The 18,147-nt window shown below is 71.2% G+C and carries 16 protein-coding genes; 3 read left to right on the top strand and 13 right to left on the bottom strand.

Annotated features, from left to right (window positions below):
- Positions 1-336: 336 nt before the first annotated feature.
- On the top strand, positions 337-2,256 hold the full coding sequence (locus PQI07_RS17160; protein ID WP_274927044.1) for a hypothetical protein: 1,920 nt from the start codon (positions 337-339) through the stop codon (positions 2,254-2,256).
- A gap of 37 nt (positions 2,257-2,293) precedes the next feature.
- Here the strand turns inward: PQI07_RS17160 and PQI07_RS17155 are convergent, their stop codons facing one another.
- On the bottom strand, positions 2,294-3,106 hold the full coding sequence (locus PQI07_RS17155; RefSeq protein ID WP_274927043.1) for a polysaccharide deacetylase family protein: 813 nt from the start codon (positions 3,104-3,106) through the stop codon (positions 2,294-2,296).
- Positions 3,107-3,248: 142 nt separating this feature from the next.
- On the opposite strand from PQI07_RS17155, the gene PQI07_RS17150 reads away from it, so the two are divergent.
- The gene (locus PQI07_RS17150; protein WP_274927042.1) at positions 3,249-4,295 is read left to right on the top strand and encodes a saccharopine dehydrogenase family protein; all 1,047 of its coding nucleotides are present in this window, start codon (positions 3,249-3,251) and stop codon (positions 4,293-4,295) included.
- Positions 4,296-4,346: 51 nt separating this feature from the next.
- Here the strand turns inward: PQI07_RS17150 and PQI07_RS17145 are convergent, their stop codons facing one another.
- The 5 genes from PQI07_RS17145 to PQI07_RS17125 all read right to left on the bottom strand — a co-directional run bounded on the left by PQI07_RS17145 (position 4,347) and on the right by PQI07_RS17125 (position 10,772).
- Complete coding sequence (locus tag PQI07_RS17145; protein WP_274927041.1) at positions 4,347-5,870, bottom strand: UxaA family hydrolase; 1,524 nt, start codon at positions 5,868-5,870, stop codon at positions 4,347-4,349.
- Positions 5,871-5,905: 35 nt separating this feature from the next.
- A complete protein-coding gene (locus PQI07_RS17140) occupies positions 5,906-7,216 on the bottom strand; it encodes an MFS transporter (RefSeq protein WP_043352792.1) in 1,311 nt (436 codons plus the stop codon).
- A 107-nt stretch (positions 7,217-7,323) separates the two neighbouring features.
- Positions 7,324-8,394, bottom strand: coding sequence for a malate/lactate/ureidoglycolate dehydrogenase (locus tag PQI07_RS17135; protein ID WP_043758305.1), 1,071 nt, complete (start codon positions 8,392-8,394; stop codon positions 7,324-7,326).
- A gap of 120 nt (positions 8,395-8,514) precedes the next feature.
- A complete protein-coding gene (locus PQI07_RS17130) occupies positions 8,515-10,023 on the bottom strand; it encodes a M81 family metallopeptidase (protein ID WP_274927040.1) in 1,509 nt (502 codons plus the stop codon).
- A gap of 32 nt (positions 10,024-10,055) precedes the next feature.
- A complete protein-coding gene (locus PQI07_RS17125) occupies positions 10,056-10,772 on the bottom strand; it encodes a DUF1194 domain-containing protein (RefSeq protein ID WP_274927039.1) in 717 nt (238 codons plus the stop codon).
- A gap of 243 nt (positions 10,773-11,015) precedes the next feature.
- Here PQI07_RS17125 and PQI07_RS17120 point away from each other — a divergent pair, with 243 nt between their 5' ends.
- Complete coding sequence (locus tag PQI07_RS17120) at positions 11,016-11,237, top strand: hypothetical protein (protein ID WP_075380498.1); 222 nt, start codon at positions 11,016-11,018, stop codon at positions 11,235-11,237.
- Positions 11,238-11,257: 20 nt separating this feature from the next.
- On the opposite strand, the gene PQI07_RS17115 is transcribed toward PQI07_RS17120, so the two are convergent.
- From PQI07_RS17115 to PQI07_RS17085, 7 genes are all read right to left on the bottom strand, one after another.
- Entirely contained in the window at positions 11,258-12,025 is a 768-nt protein-coding gene (locus PQI07_RS17115; protein WP_051975901.1) for a DUF1223 domain-containing protein, read from the bottom strand.
- A 7-nt stretch (positions 12,026-12,032) separates the two neighbouring features.
- Complete coding sequence (locus PQI07_RS17110) at positions 12,033-13,049, bottom strand: lipid A biosynthesis lauroyl acyltransferase (protein ID WP_274927038.1); 1,017 nt, start codon at positions 13,047-13,049, stop codon at positions 12,033-12,035.
- A gap of 139 nt (positions 13,050-13,188) precedes the next feature.
- The gene (locus PQI07_RS17105; RefSeq protein WP_043352778.1) at positions 13,189-14,211 is read right to left on the bottom strand and encodes a zinc-binding dehydrogenase; all 1,023 of its coding nucleotides are present in this window, start codon (positions 14,209-14,211) and stop codon (positions 13,189-13,191) included.
- 11 nt (positions 14,212-14,222) lie between these two features.
- On the bottom strand, positions 14,223-14,540 hold the full coding sequence (locus PQI07_RS17100; protein WP_078947411.1) for an SH3 domain-containing protein: 318 nt from the start codon (positions 14,538-14,540) through the stop codon (positions 14,223-14,225).
- Positions 14,541-14,543: 3 nt separating this feature from the next.
- A complete protein-coding gene (locus tag PQI07_RS17095) occupies positions 14,544-15,311 on the bottom strand; it encodes an SDR family oxidoreductase (protein ID WP_111473831.1) in 768 nt (255 codons plus the stop codon).
- On the bottom strand, positions 15,308-16,591 hold the full coding sequence (locus tag PQI07_RS17090) for a beta-ketoacyl-ACP synthase (RefSeq protein ID WP_043378480.1): 1,284 nt from the start codon (positions 16,589-16,591) through the stop codon (positions 15,308-15,310). Before PQI07_RS17090 ends, PQI07_RS17095 begins: the two co-directional genes overlap by 4 nt.
- 187 nt (positions 16,592-16,778) lie before the next feature.
- The gene (locus tag PQI07_RS17085; protein ID WP_446720959.1) at positions 16,779-18,044 is read right to left on the bottom strand and encodes a Zn-dependent hydrolase; all 1,266 of its coding nucleotides are present in this window, start codon (positions 18,042-18,044) and stop codon (positions 16,779-16,781) included.
- Positions 18,045-18,147 lie beyond the last annotated feature (103 nt).

Below are 18,147 nucleotides of genomic sequence, written 5' to 3'. Positions count from 1 at the left end.
GTCGAAGCCGGGGTGCCGACGGAAAGGCTTGGCCCGACCGGCCCGTCCCGGGCGGTCACGGTCACGCGGCCTCACCTTTCAGGAGCGAAGCCTGCGCCTGCGCGAGATCGGATCCCGTATGCAGGGATGCCCCGGCGATGAACTAGGTCAATCCATAGGCTTCCGCCCGCATAAGGTCTTGTCGTATGTTTTGGCCGTCTATTGGTCCGCTAGCCGCGAGTTACATTAGACTATATTGAGATATATTAGGGCATTCAATCGTTTTGCACATTCGGATTGTCCGCCCTTGGTTGCGGACCGCTCAGGTCAGAGCCCACGTCTCGATGAGGACGCCGCATGCCGCGTTTGGAGATCACCGGCACCGAACGACGCTACAACACGGTCGCAGCCATCGAAGACAACGGTGCGTGGCAGATGGTCATGCCCTTTCCGCGGGCTTCGATCCGCGCCGCCGCCCTTGTCGGCGATGAGAGGCTGATCTGCCTGTCCGAAGACGGGGAACTCTGCCTGATCGCGTGGCGCTCGCGCCGGGATGTCGTGCGGCGGCGCCTGCCGCGCGGGGATTCCTGTGCCCGTAGGCTGTTCGTCACGCGCGATGCCGAGCTGATCGCAGCCTATGTGAGCCATGTTCCGAGCGACGAGACCCAATACCTCCACCGCCTCGTCGTCCTGCGGGCGGCGGATCTCGAAATCCTGCTGGATGGGCGGGGGATCACCTGGCCGTCCGACGGTCCGATCGGACGTCTTTCCGCCGCGGAGGCTTATCCGCCGCGACCGGGTGGACCGGCCATCCTGACGATTCACGGCGATGTGTTCGACGATCCGGAGGGAAGGCTGGCCTTCATCGGCCTCCGATGTGGGCCGGGCGGGTCGTCCTACGGGCTTTGCCGCCTGGAGCGAACCGACGGGTCGGTGCGCTACGATCCGCTTCCGGACGCGGTGAAACCGTATTGGTTCAGCCCGAGCGGCCGCTACGCAGTCACGCCGCGCCTCGATCCTTCGCCCAGGGAATCCGAAGCGGCAGCGGATGCGGTGGGGGACGATCCCCGACACCGCGCACAGGCCGTCGAACTCTGGACGACCGAACCCGTCGCCCACGTCGCGACCCTCGTCGCGCGCCCGGGCCCCGAGCCGCACCGCGTCATGACGGAGGTGGCCTGGGAACCGGACGAGCGGGCGCTCTGGATCAAGTACGGGTTCTTCTGGGATCGGAACACGGAGTTCCAGCGCATCGGCCTGGACGGCGCCCGCTCGCCCGTTTTCGCGTTCGGCCGCTATGCGGGCGCCAAGGCCGTTTCCACATTCGGCGACGTAGCCGATGCCGAGAGGGTCGAGATCCGCTTCTACAGCGACGCAGTCTTCATTCCGCGACCCTGGTGCGCCGATTCGGGGCCCGCGCGGCTGATCGCGCAGGACGAGGACGGGTATCGCCCTCAGGCGTCGGCGGGGCCGAGCGCGTCGGCGGTCGGGCGCTTCCTGGCGCGCTCGCTACCGGTGGTCACCGTGGCGGATTTCTCGGCTGCGGCCATCGCGGAATCGTTGGGCTGGCTCACAGGTCAGATCCGGACGGATCTGGCCGCTCTTCTGCGGAGCGACGCCCTGGCGCTGACCTTCAGGGTCGGCGGGAAGGCGATGACGGAGCCGGCCTTCTTTGCGCGGATCACGCGCGAGCGCATTGCGGTGGCGCCCGGGCTGCGTGAGCTCCTGACAACCTATCTCGAAGTCCAGCCCGCACTCGTGGCCGCCAAGAACCTGTACCGGCAGATCTGGGGCCCCGAGGACGACCAGGGAGCGCTGGCGCCGGCGATGCAGGCGCTGCTCCATCTCGATCCGGCGGCCCACGACGTGTTTCGCGACTATCTCGCCCAGCGCGACGGGGAGCACGAGGACTACTCCACCACGGTGATGATGCAGACCTACATCGCCGCGACGGGCTGGCGGGACCGGGCCATGATCGGGTTCGGCGTCTATTTTGCGCTGATCCGGTACAGGGACGGCGTGATCAGCCTGGGCGGAGGCTTCCTCGAGGAACACGGTGTCCTCGATGCCGCCGAGGGGTTGCTGGATCCCGCCGACTTCGCCGTGCTCATCCGCGAAGAACTCGACGGGTTCGCCGCGCGGCCCGATCTCGATTGCCGCCTCGGCCCGGACGCCCTGTCTCGCGAACTCCGAGCCAGCCTCGCGACCACCGCCCATGGCCGGCGGGTCCTGGCGGCGCTCGCGGACCGGCCGGCCGCACCGCCCGGCCCGACCTGAGGCCGCGGGACGCGAAACGGTCCGTCGCGCGATCCCGTCACTTCATGGCTTGGGCGTGGGCGGCCTCGATCGCCTCGGTGAGGAGGGGCTGGGCGCCCTTGCGGCGCAGGGTGGCGGTGGGGATCACCACCGGATCGGCGCAGGCCTGGACGACGTGCGCCAGGTCGAACTGCACCGCGAGGCCTCCGGCCTTGGCGTCGAGCCACGCCATCATGGCCGGGGGCTGGCCGTCGTAGGTCTCGGTGACCGCCTCGCGGCATTCCCTGTCCGCATCGACGGACTTCGGATCGCCCGTCCTCGGCCGATAGCCCGCGAGGTAGAGTTCGTGCAGCGTCTTGGAGGCGAGCGTCACCATCTTGGTGCCGCCCGCGCCCTCGGCGAGGGCGAGCGTGCCGGTCAGGGATGCGGGCAGCAGGGTGGTCCAATCCACGGGGGCGCCGGTCGTGAGGTCGTAGACGATCGACATCGTGCTGGAGTTCGGATGCGCGCCTCCGCAATACATGCTGTCGGAGATCACGAAGCTCAGGAAACGCGGGCCGCGCATCGGGGTCTCGACGGTCCGCTCCCAGGAGCCGTTCTTCCCATCCTGCGCCTTGCAGTCCCGCGCCGCCGCGAGGGCCTTCGTGTCGAGGCGCTTCACCGCCGCGTTGATCCGCCGCTCGGCGTCGTCGGCCGGCGCAGCGATCTGCGGCACGGCCGCGAGGCCGGGGATCAGGTCGGCCGGCGCCTTCAGGACCACGGGTCCGTCGGCGGCCCAGGCGGGTGTGGTCAAAGCCAGGAGGACCGCGGTCCAACCCGCAGCCCTGCCGCGGGTTCGCCGTGCGCTCGGCCGGACGGTTCGCTTGAACATGGTGCCGCTTCTCCCGATGGCGGCCGGTCCGACATCCGGGGCCGCCCGCCGTGTCGCGATTCGATGCGTCCGTCCCTACCATCGGCGAACGCCGTGCGGCGCGCGCTTTGACACCTGCGGAAGCGGTGGCAGAAGCCCCCGCATGACCGCGATCCTGATCTACGGCGCCACCGGCTATACCGGCCAGCTCCTGGCCGCGCATGCCGTCGGGCAGGGCCTGTATCCGATCCTGGCGGGGCGCGACGCGCACACGCTGCGGCCGCTTGCGTCCCGGCTCGGTCTGGAGATGCGGGTCGCACGCCTCGACGATGCCGACGGCCTGCGCGCCGCGCTCGCAGGGGTGGCGGCGGTGATCCACGCGGCGGGCCCGTTCTCGAAGACGGCGCGGCCGATGGTGGAGGCCTGCCTCGCCGCGGGCGCGCATTACGTCGACATCACCGGCGAGATCGCGGTGCTGGAGGCGCTCGCCGCGCAGGATGCGGCGGCGAAGGCGGCCGGCCTTGTCCTCCTGCCGGCCGCGGGCTTCGATGTGGTGCCGAGCGATTGCCTCGCCGCCCACGTGGCCGGGCGCCTGCCCGGCGCGACGCATCTGCGCATCTCCATCGGCGGGTTCGGCGGCTTCAGCCGCGGCACCGCCCGCACCATGGTGGAGGGCATCGCCTGGGGGACGCGGGTGCGCCGGGACGGACGCATCGTCGAGCTGCCGAGCCCGCCCCGCGGCACCGCCGATTTCGGCGCCGGCCCGCGCCGGACCGTGGGGCTCGGCTGGGGCGACGTGTCCAGCGCGTGGTACTCGACCGGGGTGCCGAACATCGACGTCTACTTCGAGGCCTTCCCCGCCATGGCGGCGGCGGCCGGTCTGCCCGCCGGAATCCGGCGGATCATCGCCGGCGAAACCGCGCAGCGCCTGATCAACCGCGGCATCGACCGGCTGCCCGCCGGCCCGTCCGCCGCCGCGCGGGAAAAAGCCCGCAGCACCTTCCTGGCGGAAGCCTGGGACGGCGCCGGCCGCCGCGCGGCGAGCCGGATGGAGACCGCCGAGGGCTACACGCTGACGGTCTGGACCGCCCTGGAGATCGCCCGGCGCGTCGCCGCGGGACAGGTCGCGCCGGGCTTCCACACGCCCGTCACCGCCTTCGGCGCCGACTTCATCCTGGGCTTTCCGCATGTGACGCGGACGGATCTCTAACCGGCGCTTAGGACTGGCGCAGCGCTCGATCCGATGCGAGCGGCCCAGGGCTCACACGGTCGCGCCGATCTGCCAGGGGGCGAATTCCGAGGAGCCGAAATCGAACTGCTCGCTCTTCGTCCGCTCCCCGCTCGCGACCCGGAGGATCAGGTCGAAGATCCGGCGCCCGGCCTGCTCCACGCTCTCTTCGCCGTCGAGGATCGTGCCGCAATTGACGTCCATGTCCTCCTCGAGCCGCCGGTACATGGCCGAGTTCGTGGCGATCTTGATCGACGGCGACGGCTTGCAGCCGAATACGCTGCCGCGCCCGGTGGTGAAGCAGACGAGATTCGCCCCGCCCGCCACCTGCCCGGTGGCCGAGACCGGATCGTAGCCGGGCGTGTCCATGAACACGAAGCCCTTGGCGGTGACGGGATCGGCGTAGCGCAGCACGTCGACGAGGTTGGTGCTGCCGGCCTTCGCCATGGCGCCCAGCGACTTCTCCAGGATCGTGGTCAGGCCGCCGGCCTTGTTGCCCGGCGACGGGTTCGCGTCGATCTCCGATCCCTCCTTGCGGGTGTAGTCCTCCCACCAGTGCATCAGGTCGACGAGCTTCTGGCCCACCTCCGGGCTGACGGCACGGCGGGTGAACAGGTGCTCGGCCCCGTAGGTCTCGGTGGTCTCCGACAGGATCACCGTGCCGCCGTTCTGCACCACGAGGTCGCTGGCGATCCCCAGAGCCGGATTCGCCGAGACGCCGGAATACCCGTCCGAGCCGCCGCATTGCAGGGCGACGATCAGTTCGCTCGCCGGCACCGCCTCACGGTGAACCACGTTCGCCTCGGCCAGGATCCCCTTCACGAAGTCGATGCCGGCCTCGACGGTCTTCCGCGTGCCCCCGAGGCTCTGGATGTTCATGCTGCGGATCCGGTCGCCGAGCCCCTGCTCCTCCAGGAACGCCCCGATCTGGTTCACCTCGCAGCCGAGCCCGATCATCACGATGTGCGAGAAGTTGACGTGCCGCGCGTAGCCCGCGAGCGTCCGCCGCAGGAGACGCAGCGGCTCGCCCATCGCCATGCCGCAGCCGGTCTTGTGGGTCAGCGCCACGACGCCGTCGACGTTGGGATAGGGAGCGAGCGGGTCGAGGCCGAGGATCGGGTGGCGGCGGAACGCGTCGGCGATCAGGTCGGCCACGTGCGCGCTGCAATTCACCGAGGTGAGGATGCCGACGTAGTTGCGGGTGGCCACGCGCCCGTCGGGGCGGCGGATGCCCTGGAAGGTCGCCGCCGGCGTGACGAGTCGCGTCGGCTTGGCGTCGACGCCGAACGCGTAGTCCCGGGCGAATTCCCCCATCCCGAGATTGTGGACGTGGACGTGCCGGCCGGCTGCGATGTCCTCCTTCGCGAAGCCGATGATCTGGCCGTACTTGGTCACCGGCTCGCCGCTGCGGTGACCCCTGACCGCGACCTTGTGGCCGGCCGGGATCCGCTCCGCGGCAGTCACGCCCTCGGCGACCGGGGTGCCCGGCTCGATGGCGCCGCGCGCCACGGCCACGCCGTCGGCCGGCCGGAGGGTGATCACGGGATAGGTGGACATCGGTCTCTCCTGGGATTCGGTGGGGCCGGTCGCCGTCACCGCGCCGCCTCGGGGCGCAGGGCCGGGACGCGGGAGTCGCGGACCGGAAGCGGCGCGATCTCGCCGACCACGAACAGGTAGATGAAGGCGCCCAGCAGGCAGAACCCGCCGGCCACGATGAGGGGGATCACGAACGAGCCCTGGGTGACGGTCAGCATGATGCCCGTGAAGGTCGTGGTCACGATCCCCGCGACGTTCGAGGCGAAGTTCTGGATGCCCCCGATCGAGGCCACGTGGGCCGGGGTCGGCGCCACGTCGCCGGGCAGCGCCCAGATCGACGCCGCCGTGAAGGCGAGGCTGCCATAGGCGACCGCGAAGCACAGCAGAGCCACGTAGACGTTCGGGGCGATGATCGACAGCGTGATCACCGACGACATCAGCATGCCGCCGACGAGGCAGGTCTTGCGGGCCGCGGTGAGGCTCCAGCCGCGGCGGTAGAGCGCGTCCGACGCGAAGCCACCGAGCCAGCCCGCGGGGATCGACGCCAGGGCCGGCAGGCTGCCCAGCGTGCCGAGTTCGGCCAGTGAGAAGCCGCGCGCCTTGACCAGATAGGTCGGAAACCACGTGATGAAGAAGTAGATCACGAAGTTCAGGCAGAAGAATCCTGCCATCATCCCCCAGACGGTGCGGTACCGGAACAGCGACAGCCACGGCACCTGATTCTGGGCGTCGGCGGCATCGACGGTCTTCGGCCGGTCCTGCGCGGCGCGGAGCCGGGCCAGTTCCTCCGGCGAGACCTTCGGGTGATTCTCCGGCTCGCGGTAGAGCCACATCCAGAACACCGCCCAGACGAAGCCCAGCACGCCGGTGACGATGAAGGATTCTCGCCAGCCGAGCGTCGCGATCACCCAGGAGACCAGCGGGATCGCCAGCGCCGAGCCCACCCGGGAGCCGCTGTCGAAGATGCTGCTGGCGAAGCTGCGCTCGCCGCGGGGAAACCACGAGGCCGCGACCTTGGCGAAGGACGGATAGGCCCCGGCCTCGCCGATGCCGAGCAGCATGCGCAGGCCGAGCAGCGACAGGAAGCCCCGTCCGGCCGCGGTCAGCGCCGTGCAGGCCGACCACCAGACCACCGCGACCACCAGGGAGAGCCGCGCGCCGACCCGGTCGGCCACGTAGCCGAAGGGCAGCTGCATGATCGCGTAGGTCCAGAAGAAGCCCGACAGGATCAGGCCCATATCGGTGGCGTCGAGCCCCAGTTCCTTGGACATGGACGGCGCCGCGACCGCGAGATTGGCGCGGTCGATGTAATTGATGGCGTTGGCGGCCATGCAGAGGCCGATCATGAGCCAGCGCAAACGAGGCATCGCGTTCTCCTCCCGAATGCCGGGGATGGCGTCCCCGGGCCGTGCGGCGCCCCCGTTTTGGCCGGGGGTCGCCGCCGATCGTGGTGTGGCGCCGGGCCTTGTCCGGCTCAGTCGCGGTAGGCGTTCCCGTCGAGGCCGTGCGGCCGGCCGGCGGCCAGGAGGGTTTCCCAGACGGGCTCGGGCAGCGGCACGCCCTCGGCGAGGCGTTCGGCGCGCATCCGCCGCTCCGGCTCGCCCGGCAGCAGAACCTCGGCGCCGGGCATCGGCTTGGCGCTCTTGAAGAAATCGAGATAGGCCCGTGTCTCGGCGGCGAGCACATCCTCGGTGCCGAGGGCGGCGGGCGTGACGTAGATCGACAGCATGCCGTTGCAGATCCGCCGCTGTCCGGGGCCGGCGGTTCCGGAGCCGGTGAGCGCGCCGGCGAGCAGCTCGCACATCAGCGCGAGGCCCGATCCCTTGTGCTCGCCGAAGGCCCGGATCGCCCCGGCACCGCGCTGGTTGTCGCGCTCGACGCCCTCCAGCGGTCCGAACAGCGTCGCCGGATCGGCGCTCAGGCGGCCGTCGGGCTCGATCAGCGCGCCCTCCGGCAGCGGCTTGCCGCCCCGGGACGCGACGAGCACCTTGCCCTCGGCCACCAGCGAGGTGGCGAAGTCGAGGATGATCGGCTCGGAATCCGGAACCGGGAAGCCGGCCGCGAACGGCGCCGTCGAGAACCGGCGCTCCACCGAGCCGAAAGGCGCCACGAGGAGGCTGCCCGCCACGTTGACGAAATGCACCGAGACGAGCCCCGCCGCCGCCGCCCGCTCGGCCCACTCGCCGATCCGGCCGATATGCCCGGCATGCCGCAGGGCAATGATCGCGACACCGTTCTCCCGCGCCTTGGCGATCCCGAGATCGACGGCGACGGGGCCGGCCGTCTGGCCGAATCCGTAATGGGCGTCCACGAGGGCGAAGTTCGGCGCGTCGGTGACGATCTCGGGCGTGCGGCCGGCCTCGACCTCGCCCGCGCGCAGCCATTCGACGTAGCGGGTGACGCGGACGACCCCGTGGCTGTCGTGGCCGGTGAGGTTGGCCGCCACCAGGAACCGGCCGATCCGTTCGGCCTCCGGCTCGGCGCAGCCCTCGCGCACGAAGATGTCCCGCACATAGGCGGACAGCCTGTCGGCCGAAATCCGCATTCCGTTCCTCCCTCGCCGCGCTTCACCGAGCGCGTGCGGGATGAACCTAGCGGTCTCGGACGTGCAGGGCGAGCACCCGGGGGTGACGGGAGACGCCACCTGTCGTCCCCGAGGGCTCGGTCAACGATCCGACGGGACCGGGCCGGGCGGATCGCCGTAGGGATAGAAGTCGGCCGCCCGCATCTGCGCGTAGGGAAGATGATCGAGCCGCACCGTCCCAAGGAACGGCTCCGGGGGCTCCACCAGCAGGATCGTGCGGGCGTAGCCGCTGTCGTCGAAGCCGCGCCGAAAATGCACCCGCGACTTGATCGCCACGACGTCGAAATCGGCCGGCTCCAGGCCGAGACGCCACAGCTCCTCCGGGTCGACGATCTGCGCGAGCTGCGGGCTCAGGACGAGCACGTTGCCGCCTCCGAAGGCGACGCAGATCCAGGTTCCGCCGCCACCGCCGCTGCCGGCGACACCGGGCTCCGGTGCCGCGACGACGCGCAGCACGGTTCCGGTGATCCGCACCGGATCGCCCGCGGACGGGTCGCCGCCGCCGCCGACCGGCGCGTCGAACGGGTCGCCCACCGCGATCTCCCGCGCCGCCGCCAGGAGCGCGGGCGACGCGACGGTGGCGACCAGGGTGCGGGTGAGACCTTGCCGGAGGATCTCGCCCAGCAGCCAGGTCGCCCGGCCGGACCGGTCGCTGTGGTCGGCGAGGACGACCGGAACGGCGCCCTCCGCGACCGCCGCCCGGGCGAGGCGCACGCCGTCGGCGATCGTATGGATCCGCGTCGCCTCGAGCAGCGAACGCCGCTGCCGCCACGCGAAATCCGCGACGTCCCGCGCCACCCGGTCGGCGAGGTCAGGATCGCCGTTGGTGATCGCCTGCACGGTCATCCCGCCATCCGGAGCATCGCCCCACGGGAAGCCGAAGAAGACGTTGACGAACACGTCCGGCTCGCGCGCCTCCCAGACGAGGGCGCGCTGCACGAGGTCGGCCCAGGGCGTGGCACCGGTCCATTGGACCACGGTGGGTGACAGGATCGGCACCTTGAGGGTCCGATGCGCCGGCCGGTAATCGCCGCGCACGGTACGGACCAGCATCCGGGCGGCCCGCTGGCCCTGGAGGTGGCCGTCGTAATGCGGGAAATACTTCACCGCGAAGGCCAGGTCGGCATGGTCGAGGAAGGCCTGATCCTCGTTCCCGTGCAGATCGAAGGTCCCGACGAGAACCGCCGCGTCGCCCACCGCCGCGCGGACCTGCCGGGCGATGTCGGCCTCGGGCCGGGGAACGCCGCGCACCGCCATCGCGCCGTGCAGCGCGAGGTAGACGCCGTCGAACGGACCCGTCGCCCGCAACTCCGAGATCATCCGTCCGAGGAAATGCGCGTAGGCGTCCGCAGTGATCCAGCCGGAGGCGGTGCCGGTGCGCGGCCAGAGCGGCGAGGTGATGCCGATCAGCGCGACGCCGTCATATTCCCGCGCCACCTGCACGAAGCCGCCCATGTAGCCCTTGGGATCGGTGGCGAGCAGCGCGTCTCCGGCGGCCGGCGAACCGGGATAGATGAAGTCGTCCCGGGTCGTGTCGTTCGGCAGGAACGTCACGGTCTCGTGCGTGAACTGGAGAACGGCGAGGCGCATCGATGGTGGGTCCTCTGGGATCCGGGTGACGGTCAGGCGATCTCGCGCACGAGCTTGGCGATGAGCGCGCGGCCGAAGGCCGCGAAGCTCTCGGCGGTCATCACGAAGGCGCCCTCGCCGCCGATGACGACGGCCCGGTAGTACGCCGCCAGACCACCCGACGGGTTGGTGTGTTCTTTCAGAAAGTCCGGCATCCCCTCGGGATCGCTGAGGATCACGATGCCGTTCACCGTGATGCCGGATGCCACGGCGGCGTCCCGGGCCTCCGCGATGGAGCGCCCGGCATTGCCGGTGCCGTCGCCCGAGATGTCGATCACCCGCCGGTCGGCGCGGAACGGCGCCCGCACCAGCAGATCGGTGGCGAAGGCGATCGCCGAGCCGATGGCGGTGCGGCCATAGAACGGGCGCGGTACGGTCAGCAGACGGGCGGCGAAGGCGGCCGCATCGCCGGCCGAGCCGATCACCATCCAGTCGACCGCTACCTGCTGCTCGCCGGGGCCGGCCCAGTCGAACAGGGCGACGCCGATGCGGCCGGTCGGGCCCTCGCCGATGGCGCGGAGCACGCGCGGATCCGCGAAGGCCTCCGCGTAGCCCCTCCGCTCGAGTTCGAACCGGGCCGCGCTGATGCTGAGCGACACGTCCGCCGCCAGGACGAGGAGGAGGTCCACCCCCGGATCGGCCGCATGGGCGCGGCGACCGGCCAGCGACAGGGCGGCAAGCATCCCGGACAGGAACGGGCGTCGCCGCATGGTCGACCCTCGATGGCAAGCGCCTGTGCGGAACGGCGGACGCTCACACCTCTGCAACGAGCCTGCCACCCCGCCGGTTCAGGCCGTCCGGCCGCACTGCGCAAATGGGGGCCGCGTCGCGGAAAAGTTCCGCCCCCGGCACGCGGATCTGCGCCGCTTTCCGCCGCATCACGCTCCGAACGCGCTGCCCTACCTGCCGCGGATCGAGGCGCTGATGGCGCCGCCTTTCCAGAGTCCGTCGACATGAAGCTTGTTCGCCGAATCGGTCGCGCCATCGAGAGCGGGATCGTCGGAGCCGTCACCGGTACCGTCGCGCTCGTCAGCCGGATGATCGACGGCGCGATCGGGCTGGTGGGCCGCCTGTCCGACCGGCTCGACGGCCGGCTCGCGGCGCTGGCGCGCGAGTCCCGGGCGCGCCACGAGCGCGAGGGCCGCCGACAGATCGACCCGATCTCGCTGAAATAGGCGTAGCCGGCATCCGGGCGCTACAGCCCGGGTCCCTTCGCGGCGCCGAAGATGCGGCCCGGCCTGCCATCGGCCGCGCCCTGCAGGAGGACGACCCAGCTGTCCGCGTCGGCGATGTGGGCCTGGGCATCGGGCACCTCGAAACTGATTGGCTGGCCCGTCCAGTGGCCGAGGCGCTGCATGCCCCGCACGACGTTCACGTAGGTCGCCGTCCGGCCGCCATTCTCCCCGGCCTGGATCGCGATGGCGCGGCTGCGCAGCACCGGCACGAGCCAGACATCGCCGCGGATCTCGGTCTTGGCCTCCGGGGCCGCCCCGACCTCCACCAGGATCCGGTCGCCCTTCATCTCCCCCCGCACCGGGACCGGCAGCCCGCCGTGCTGGCAGGCCTCGCGGATCAGCCGGTCCAGGGCCGGCCGGTCGGAGCCCACGGCGAATCCGTTGCCGTCAACCACCACTTGCGGTGTGAAGACCTGCCGCGCCCCCCGGCCCCGGGCGTAGGCCCGCTGGCGTTCGGTCAACGGCCGCAGCGCCAGCGTGTCCTTCCAGCCGAGATAGTCCCAGTAGGTCACCGGCAGGGTCAGGGCGACGACGCCGGGCTTGCGGGCCAGATCGCGCAGAACCGGATCCGCGGCCCGGCAGGCGCCGCATCCCTGGCTGGTGAACAATTCCACGACGGCGCGGACCGGCTCGGCCCGCGCCGGCATGGCGGCGAGCGCCGCGCAGGCCAACACGGCGGCGCGGAGCGCGCGGCGGTCGCGGATCGGGGCGCGGGGCCGGGGCGTCATCGATCCATCAGACCGTCTGGGAGGGCGAAGGTGAAATCACGTTGGCTTGAGAAGCCTCTACCGTCGGTTGAGATAGCGCCGGCGTCACTCTCGCCCTCGGCAGCATGTCGGGCCGCCAGCGGCGATGCATCCACAGCCACTGTCCGGGATTTTCGCGCACCCAGCCCTCCACGACGGCTGTCATCGCCTGCATGGCGCCGGCCACGTCGATGGTCCCGTCGGCGGCCCGGGGCAGGTCGAGGGGCGGGGTCAGGTCGAGGCGGAAGCGGCCCTCCGGCAGGCGCACGACGCGCACGCCATGGACCGGGCAGTCGTAATGGCGGGCGAGCTTGGCGAGCAGCGGGTTGGCGAGGCAGGGCCGGCCGAGGAAGTTCACCACGACGCCGCGGGTGAAATGCTGATCGATGAGCTGGCCCAGATGGCCGCCATTCTCGACCACGTCGCGCATGGCAAAGACGGCCCCCGGCGTGGATGCGGCCAAGCCGCCCATCGTCTTGCGCCGGACCTCCTGGACCAGGCGCGCCGCGGCCGGATTGTTGGGCGGGCGGAAGACCGCGGTGGCGTCCAGGCCGAACCGGGCCGCGCAGATCGCCGGCAGCTCCCAATTCGCCAGATGCGCCGAGAAGATGAGACCCGGCTCGCCGTCGTCGCGCAGGGCGTAGAAGTGCTCGATGCCCGACACCTCGGTCCGCGTCGGGCCCGTCGCGGCGGGATCGTAATCGAACAGGGTGTCGAGATGGGCGTACTCGGCCCCCGTCCGCCCGAGATTGTCCCAGGCCTCCAGGGCGATCCGTCTCCGCTCCGCGTCCGGCATGTCGGGGAACGCCGCCCGCAGATTCGCCATCGCGGTGCGGTGCGCCGGCAGGAGCGGTCCGAGGGTGCGCAGCAGCAGCGCCGCGAATACCGTGGACCGCACCGGCCCGAGGAGGCGCGCCAGAAGGACCAGGGCCCGGATCACCGGAACCATGGCGAAGCCCGCGAGGCGCGGGTACGATCGTTTCAGCAGGAGGGCGAGACGCAGCACAATCGATTCCAGGGATACGGTCCGGGCGGCCCCCCAGCGACCCGTACGGCGACGTTTACGCCAAGTCTCTCGCGGCGCGAAATGCTGATCGCGACACCCGGAGACATTGCAGCGCCCGAGGGGCGCGACGCCGTCGGCGCTACAGGCTGACGAGGATCTTGCCGAACACCCGGCGCGATTCGAGCCGCTCCAGACCCTGCGCGAAATCGGCGAGCGGGTACACCGTGTCGACGACCGGCCGGATGCCGGCTTCCATCTTCGCGAGCGACTGACCGATATTGGCGAGCGAGCAGCCGAAGGAGCCGGTGATGCGGTATTGCTGCTGAAACAGCTGCATCAGGTTCATGGTGGTCGAGACACCCGAGGTCGACCCGCAGGTCACGAGGCGGCCGCCGCGCTTCAGACAGAGCAGGGAGCCGTTCCAGGTGTCGGCGCCGACATGCTCGAACACCACGTCGACGCCCTTGCGCTTCGTCAGCCGGCGGACCTCGCCCTCGAAGCGCTCGGTGCGGTAGTTGATGACGTGGTCGGCGCCGAGTTCCGCGGCCTTGCGGCCCTTCTCGTCGTCGCCGACGGTCGTGTAGACGGTGCAGCCGATCGCCTTGGCCATGCGGATCGCCCCGGTGCCGATGCCAGAGCCGCCGGCATGGACCAGCACGCTCTCGCCGGGCTCCAGCCGGGCATTGTCGAACAGCATGTGCTGGACCGTGCCGAAGGCGATGCCCGCACAGGCGGCGTCGGTGTCGCTGACCCCGTCCGGCACCTTCACGACGAGGCGGGCCGGCAGGGTGACCAACTCCCGGGCGAAGCCGTCGAGATGGAAGCCCATCACCCCGGACACGTCCTCGCAGAGGTTGTCGCGCCCCTCGCGGCAGGCCCGGCACCGGCCGCAGGTCATGGCCCCGTAGGGCACGACCCGGTCCCCGGCCGCGAGGCCGGTGACCCCCGCTCCGACCGACTCGACGATCCCGGCCGCTTCCGCGCCGACGATCAGCGGCATCTTCCGCTTGGCGAAGGCCATGCCGCGGAAGCCCCAGACATCGATGAAATTGAGGCCGACGGCGCGGATGCGGATCCGGACCTCGTCGGCGCCCGGTGCGGGCGGCGGCTCGATCTCGGTCAGGCGCAGGTCGCGGTCGCCGAACAGCTGCAGGGCTTTCATCGTCTCTCTCATCACTCCGGCGCCAGATATCGCCGCCGCGCCCAGCCCAGGACCCGTCCGGCCTTCACCCGGCACCACGTGGTGCGGCTCGGCGTGTCGTTGGTGCAGCCGAAGACCAGGGCACGCGTGCGGATCTCGCCGATCTGCTCGGCGGACGGATCCGGCTCGGCGCGGATGCTGAGCGGCTCGCCCGGCGGCAGGCCGGAGATCCGGTAGACCTGCGGCTCCGCCCGGGCGTGGCCCGGGATCAGGACGGCCGCACAGCAGAAGGCGGCGGATAGGGCGAAGCTGGCGCGCATCGTCAGGATGGTCCGGTTCGGCGGGGCCACCGGTCAGGACCGGTGGACACCCATCATGGCGGTCAGGCCGCCATCGACGGGCAGCACGGCCCCCGTGATGTAGGCGGCGCCCTCGCCCATCAGGAAGGCCGTCAGCGCCGCGACATCCTCGGGCCGCCCGAACCGGCCGGCGGGAATCTGGCGCTCCATCCCGTCCCGGTAGGCGGCGTAGCGCTCCATCATGGCGGTGTCGACGAAGCCCGGGGCAATCACGTTGACGGTCACACCGCGCTTGGCGGTTTCGATCGCCAGCGTGCGGCAATAGGCGATGAGCGCGCCCTTGGTGGCCGCGTAGGCCGCGTTGCCGGCATTCGCCCGCAAGGCGGCGACGGACCCGATCGCCACGATGCGGCCCGACCGCGCCCGGGTCATCTCCCGGACGAGCGACTTGGCGAGCCGCGTCAACGAGAAGAAGTTGACCTGCATGGCCGCCTCGGCCCGCTCCTGATCGAGCATCGCCGCGAGGGCGTCACAGGACTGGCCGGCATTGTGGACGAGGCCGTAATAGCCCGCCGCTTCCGCGATCTCGCAGAACGCCTCCAGCGCCCCCCGATCGCCGAGATCGACGGAATGGGCCGCGAAGGCCCGGTCCGGATGCGCCGCACGCAGGTCGGCCAGCAAGGCCTGCGCGGCCTCGGCGGAGGCGCGATAGGTGAAGTCGACGCTCAGCCCGGCCTCGGCCAGGGCGCGGACGATCGCGGCGCCGATTCCGGACGCGCCGCCGGTCACGAGGACGCGGCTCTGGGCAGGTGCGGCGCTCACGCGGGCTCCGCGCCGAAGACCAGGCAGGTGTTCTGGCCGCCGAAGCCGAACGAGTTCGACAGCACCGTGCGCACCGGCAGGTCGCGGGCGGTCTCGACGATGTCGAGGGCGATGGTGGGGTCCGGCACCCGGTGGTTGATGGTCGGCGGGATACGGCCGTGGCGGATGGTCAGGAGCGAGACCGCGGCCTCGATGGCGCCCGCCGCCGTGAGGGTGTGGCCGATCATCGACTTGTTCGAGGTCACCGGCAGGCTGGCCGCGCGGGCGCCGAACACGGCCCCCAGGCCCAGGGCCTCCATCTTGTCGTTCTCCGGCGTCGAGGTGCCGTGCGCGTTCACCGTGTCAATCGCCTCGGCCGCGACGCCGGCATCCTCAAGGCTGGCCCGGATCGCCGCGATGATCGGCGCGCCGTCGGGACTGGAGCGGGTGCGATGGAAGCCGTCGCCCTTCTCGCCGCAGCCGAGGACGTAGCCGAGGATCGCGGCGCCCCGGGCGATCGCGGCCTCGGCGTCCTCAAGAACCAGAGCGGCCGCGCCCTCGCCCATCACGAAGCCGTCCCGGTCCTTCGAGAACGGCTTCGAGGCCGCTTCCGGCGCATCGTTGCGGGTGGACAGCGCCGAGAGCAGCGAGAAGCGGATCAGCGATTCCGGGTTCACCGACCCGTCGGTGCCGATGCAGAGCGCCGCCGCGGTCTCGCCGCGCCGGATCGCCTCGACGCCGAGCTGGATCGCCGTGGCCCCCGACGAGCAGGCGGTGGAGAGCGAGATCGGCGAGCCCTTGGTGCCGAAACGGTCGGCGATGCGGTCGGCGACCGTGCCGAAGATGAACAGGTCGTGCCAGGGATCGAAGCGGCGCGTCGCGGCAGCCCGCAGCAGGCCGGCATAGTCGACCGGACCGTCGCCGCCCGCGGCCTCGGCCAGCGCCTGCCGCTGGGGCCATTCCATCTCCACCGGCGGGACCGCGATGAACAGCGCGCCCGGGAAATCGCCGCTGGTGCCGATCCCGGCCTGCGCCACCGCTTCCTCGGCGGCGACGGCGGCGAACCGCTCCGACAGGAGCGGCGCGACGAGGGGATCGGTGTCGAGGAAGTCCACCGTCCCGGCGATGCGCGTGCGCAGACCGTCGGTGGGAAACCGCGCGATGGCATGGATGCCGGACCGGCCCTCGGTCATGGCCGTCCAGGTATCGGCCTGTCCCCGACCGAGGGAGGAAACGACGCCGATGCCGGTCACCGCGACGAGCGGCCGGCCCTTGGCGTCGCGGTAGGATCGCGCGCTCATGGAGCGGTCCTTACGGGATTTTCCGCCGCGGTACACCTCCGGACCGAGGGGCTTGCGGCTGCGCTGCCATCATTCCGAGGCGCCGGAGGCGAGCCCGGGACGACGGCAACGCGGTCTCGGATCGGCGACGTCCGAGACTCGGCGCGCCGCTTCTCCTGTGCGGCCGGAACCACCAAGCTGCAGGTTTCTAGGTGCGCGGGGCGTTGGCGAGACGGAGCACGGTCTGCAGCAGCACGTCGGCGCCGGCCGCGCAGTCGGCCTGTGTGGCGGATTCGGCCTCGTTGTGGCTGATCCCGTCCTTGCACGGCACGAAGATCATCGCGGCGGGCACCTTGGCGGCGAGGTTGCAGGCATCGTGGCCGGCGCCCGAAATAATTCGGCGCCGCGCATGCCCCAGGCTCTCGGCGGCCGCATCGATCGCCGCCACGATGGCGGGATCGAACGGCACCGGCTCCTTCCGCCAGATCCGCGTCAGCGCGATCTCCAGGCGACGGCGTCCAGCGATCTCGGCGGCCGCCTCGGCCAGGTCCGCCTCCATGGCGTCGAGGGTCGCTGAGCGCGGGTCACGCACATCCACCGTGAAGGCGACCCGGCCCGGCACGACGTTGCGGGACGGCGCCAGGATCGCGGCCTCGCCGATCGTGGCCACGGCAGAGGGCGCGTGCGCCAGGGCGATCCGCTCGGCCGCGAGGGCGAACTCGGAGAGGGCGAGCAGCGCGTCCCGGCGGCGCGGCATCGGCGTGGTGCCGGCATGGCTCTCGAAGCCGGTGATGACGCCGTCGAACCACATGATGCCCTGGCCGCCCTCGACCACGCCGATGGTCTTGCCCTCGGCTTCCAGGATCGGGCCCTGCTCGATATGCAATTCCACGAAAGCGCCGATCTCCCGCGTGCCGACGGCCTCGACCCCGCGATAGCCGATGGCGTCGAGGGCTTCCGCCACCGTCGTGCCGGCGGCGTCGCGCTTGGCCAGGATCTCGTCGGTGGTGAAGTCTCCCGCATAGGCCGCCGAGGCCATCATGGCGGGGGCGAAGCGCGAGCCTTCCTCATTGGTCCAGTTGACCACGAGCAGCGGCGCGTCGGTCTCGATCCCGGCATCGTTCAGGCTGCGCATCACCTCGAGGCCCGCCAGGACGCCGAGGACGCCGTCGAACTTGCCGCCGGTGGGCTGGGTGTCGAGATGCGAGCCGAAGGCGATCGGCTTGCGGGCCATGTCCCGGCCCGGCCGCAGGGCGTATTGGGTGCCCAGCGCATCGACCGACACCGTCAGCCCGGCCGCCTCGCAGGCCTCCCGGAACCAGTCGCGGACCTGGCCGTCCTCGGCCGAGAGCGTCAGGCGGTTGATGCCGCCGGCCGGCGTGCCGCCGAACGCCGCGGTCTCCAGGATCGTCGCCCAGAGTCGCGCACCATCGGCGCGCAGGTTGTGGGTCTTGCTGAGGCTCATCTCGGCCATGCCGGTTCCTTTCACGGCGGGTCGCCGTGCGACGGGGTCTTTATAGGCGGGCGCGGCCGGCTGGGCAGCGCGTCCGCGCCGAGCAACCGCGATGCCAACCGGA

The sequence above is a fragment of the Methylobacterium sp. 092160098-2 genome, from assembly GCF_028920805.1.
Taxonomy (GTDB): Bacteria; Pseudomonadota; Alphaproteobacteria; order Rhizobiales; family Beijerinckiaceae; genus Methylobacterium; species Methylobacterium fujisawaense.
This window is presented reverse-complemented; position numbering and strand designations above follow the sequence as displayed.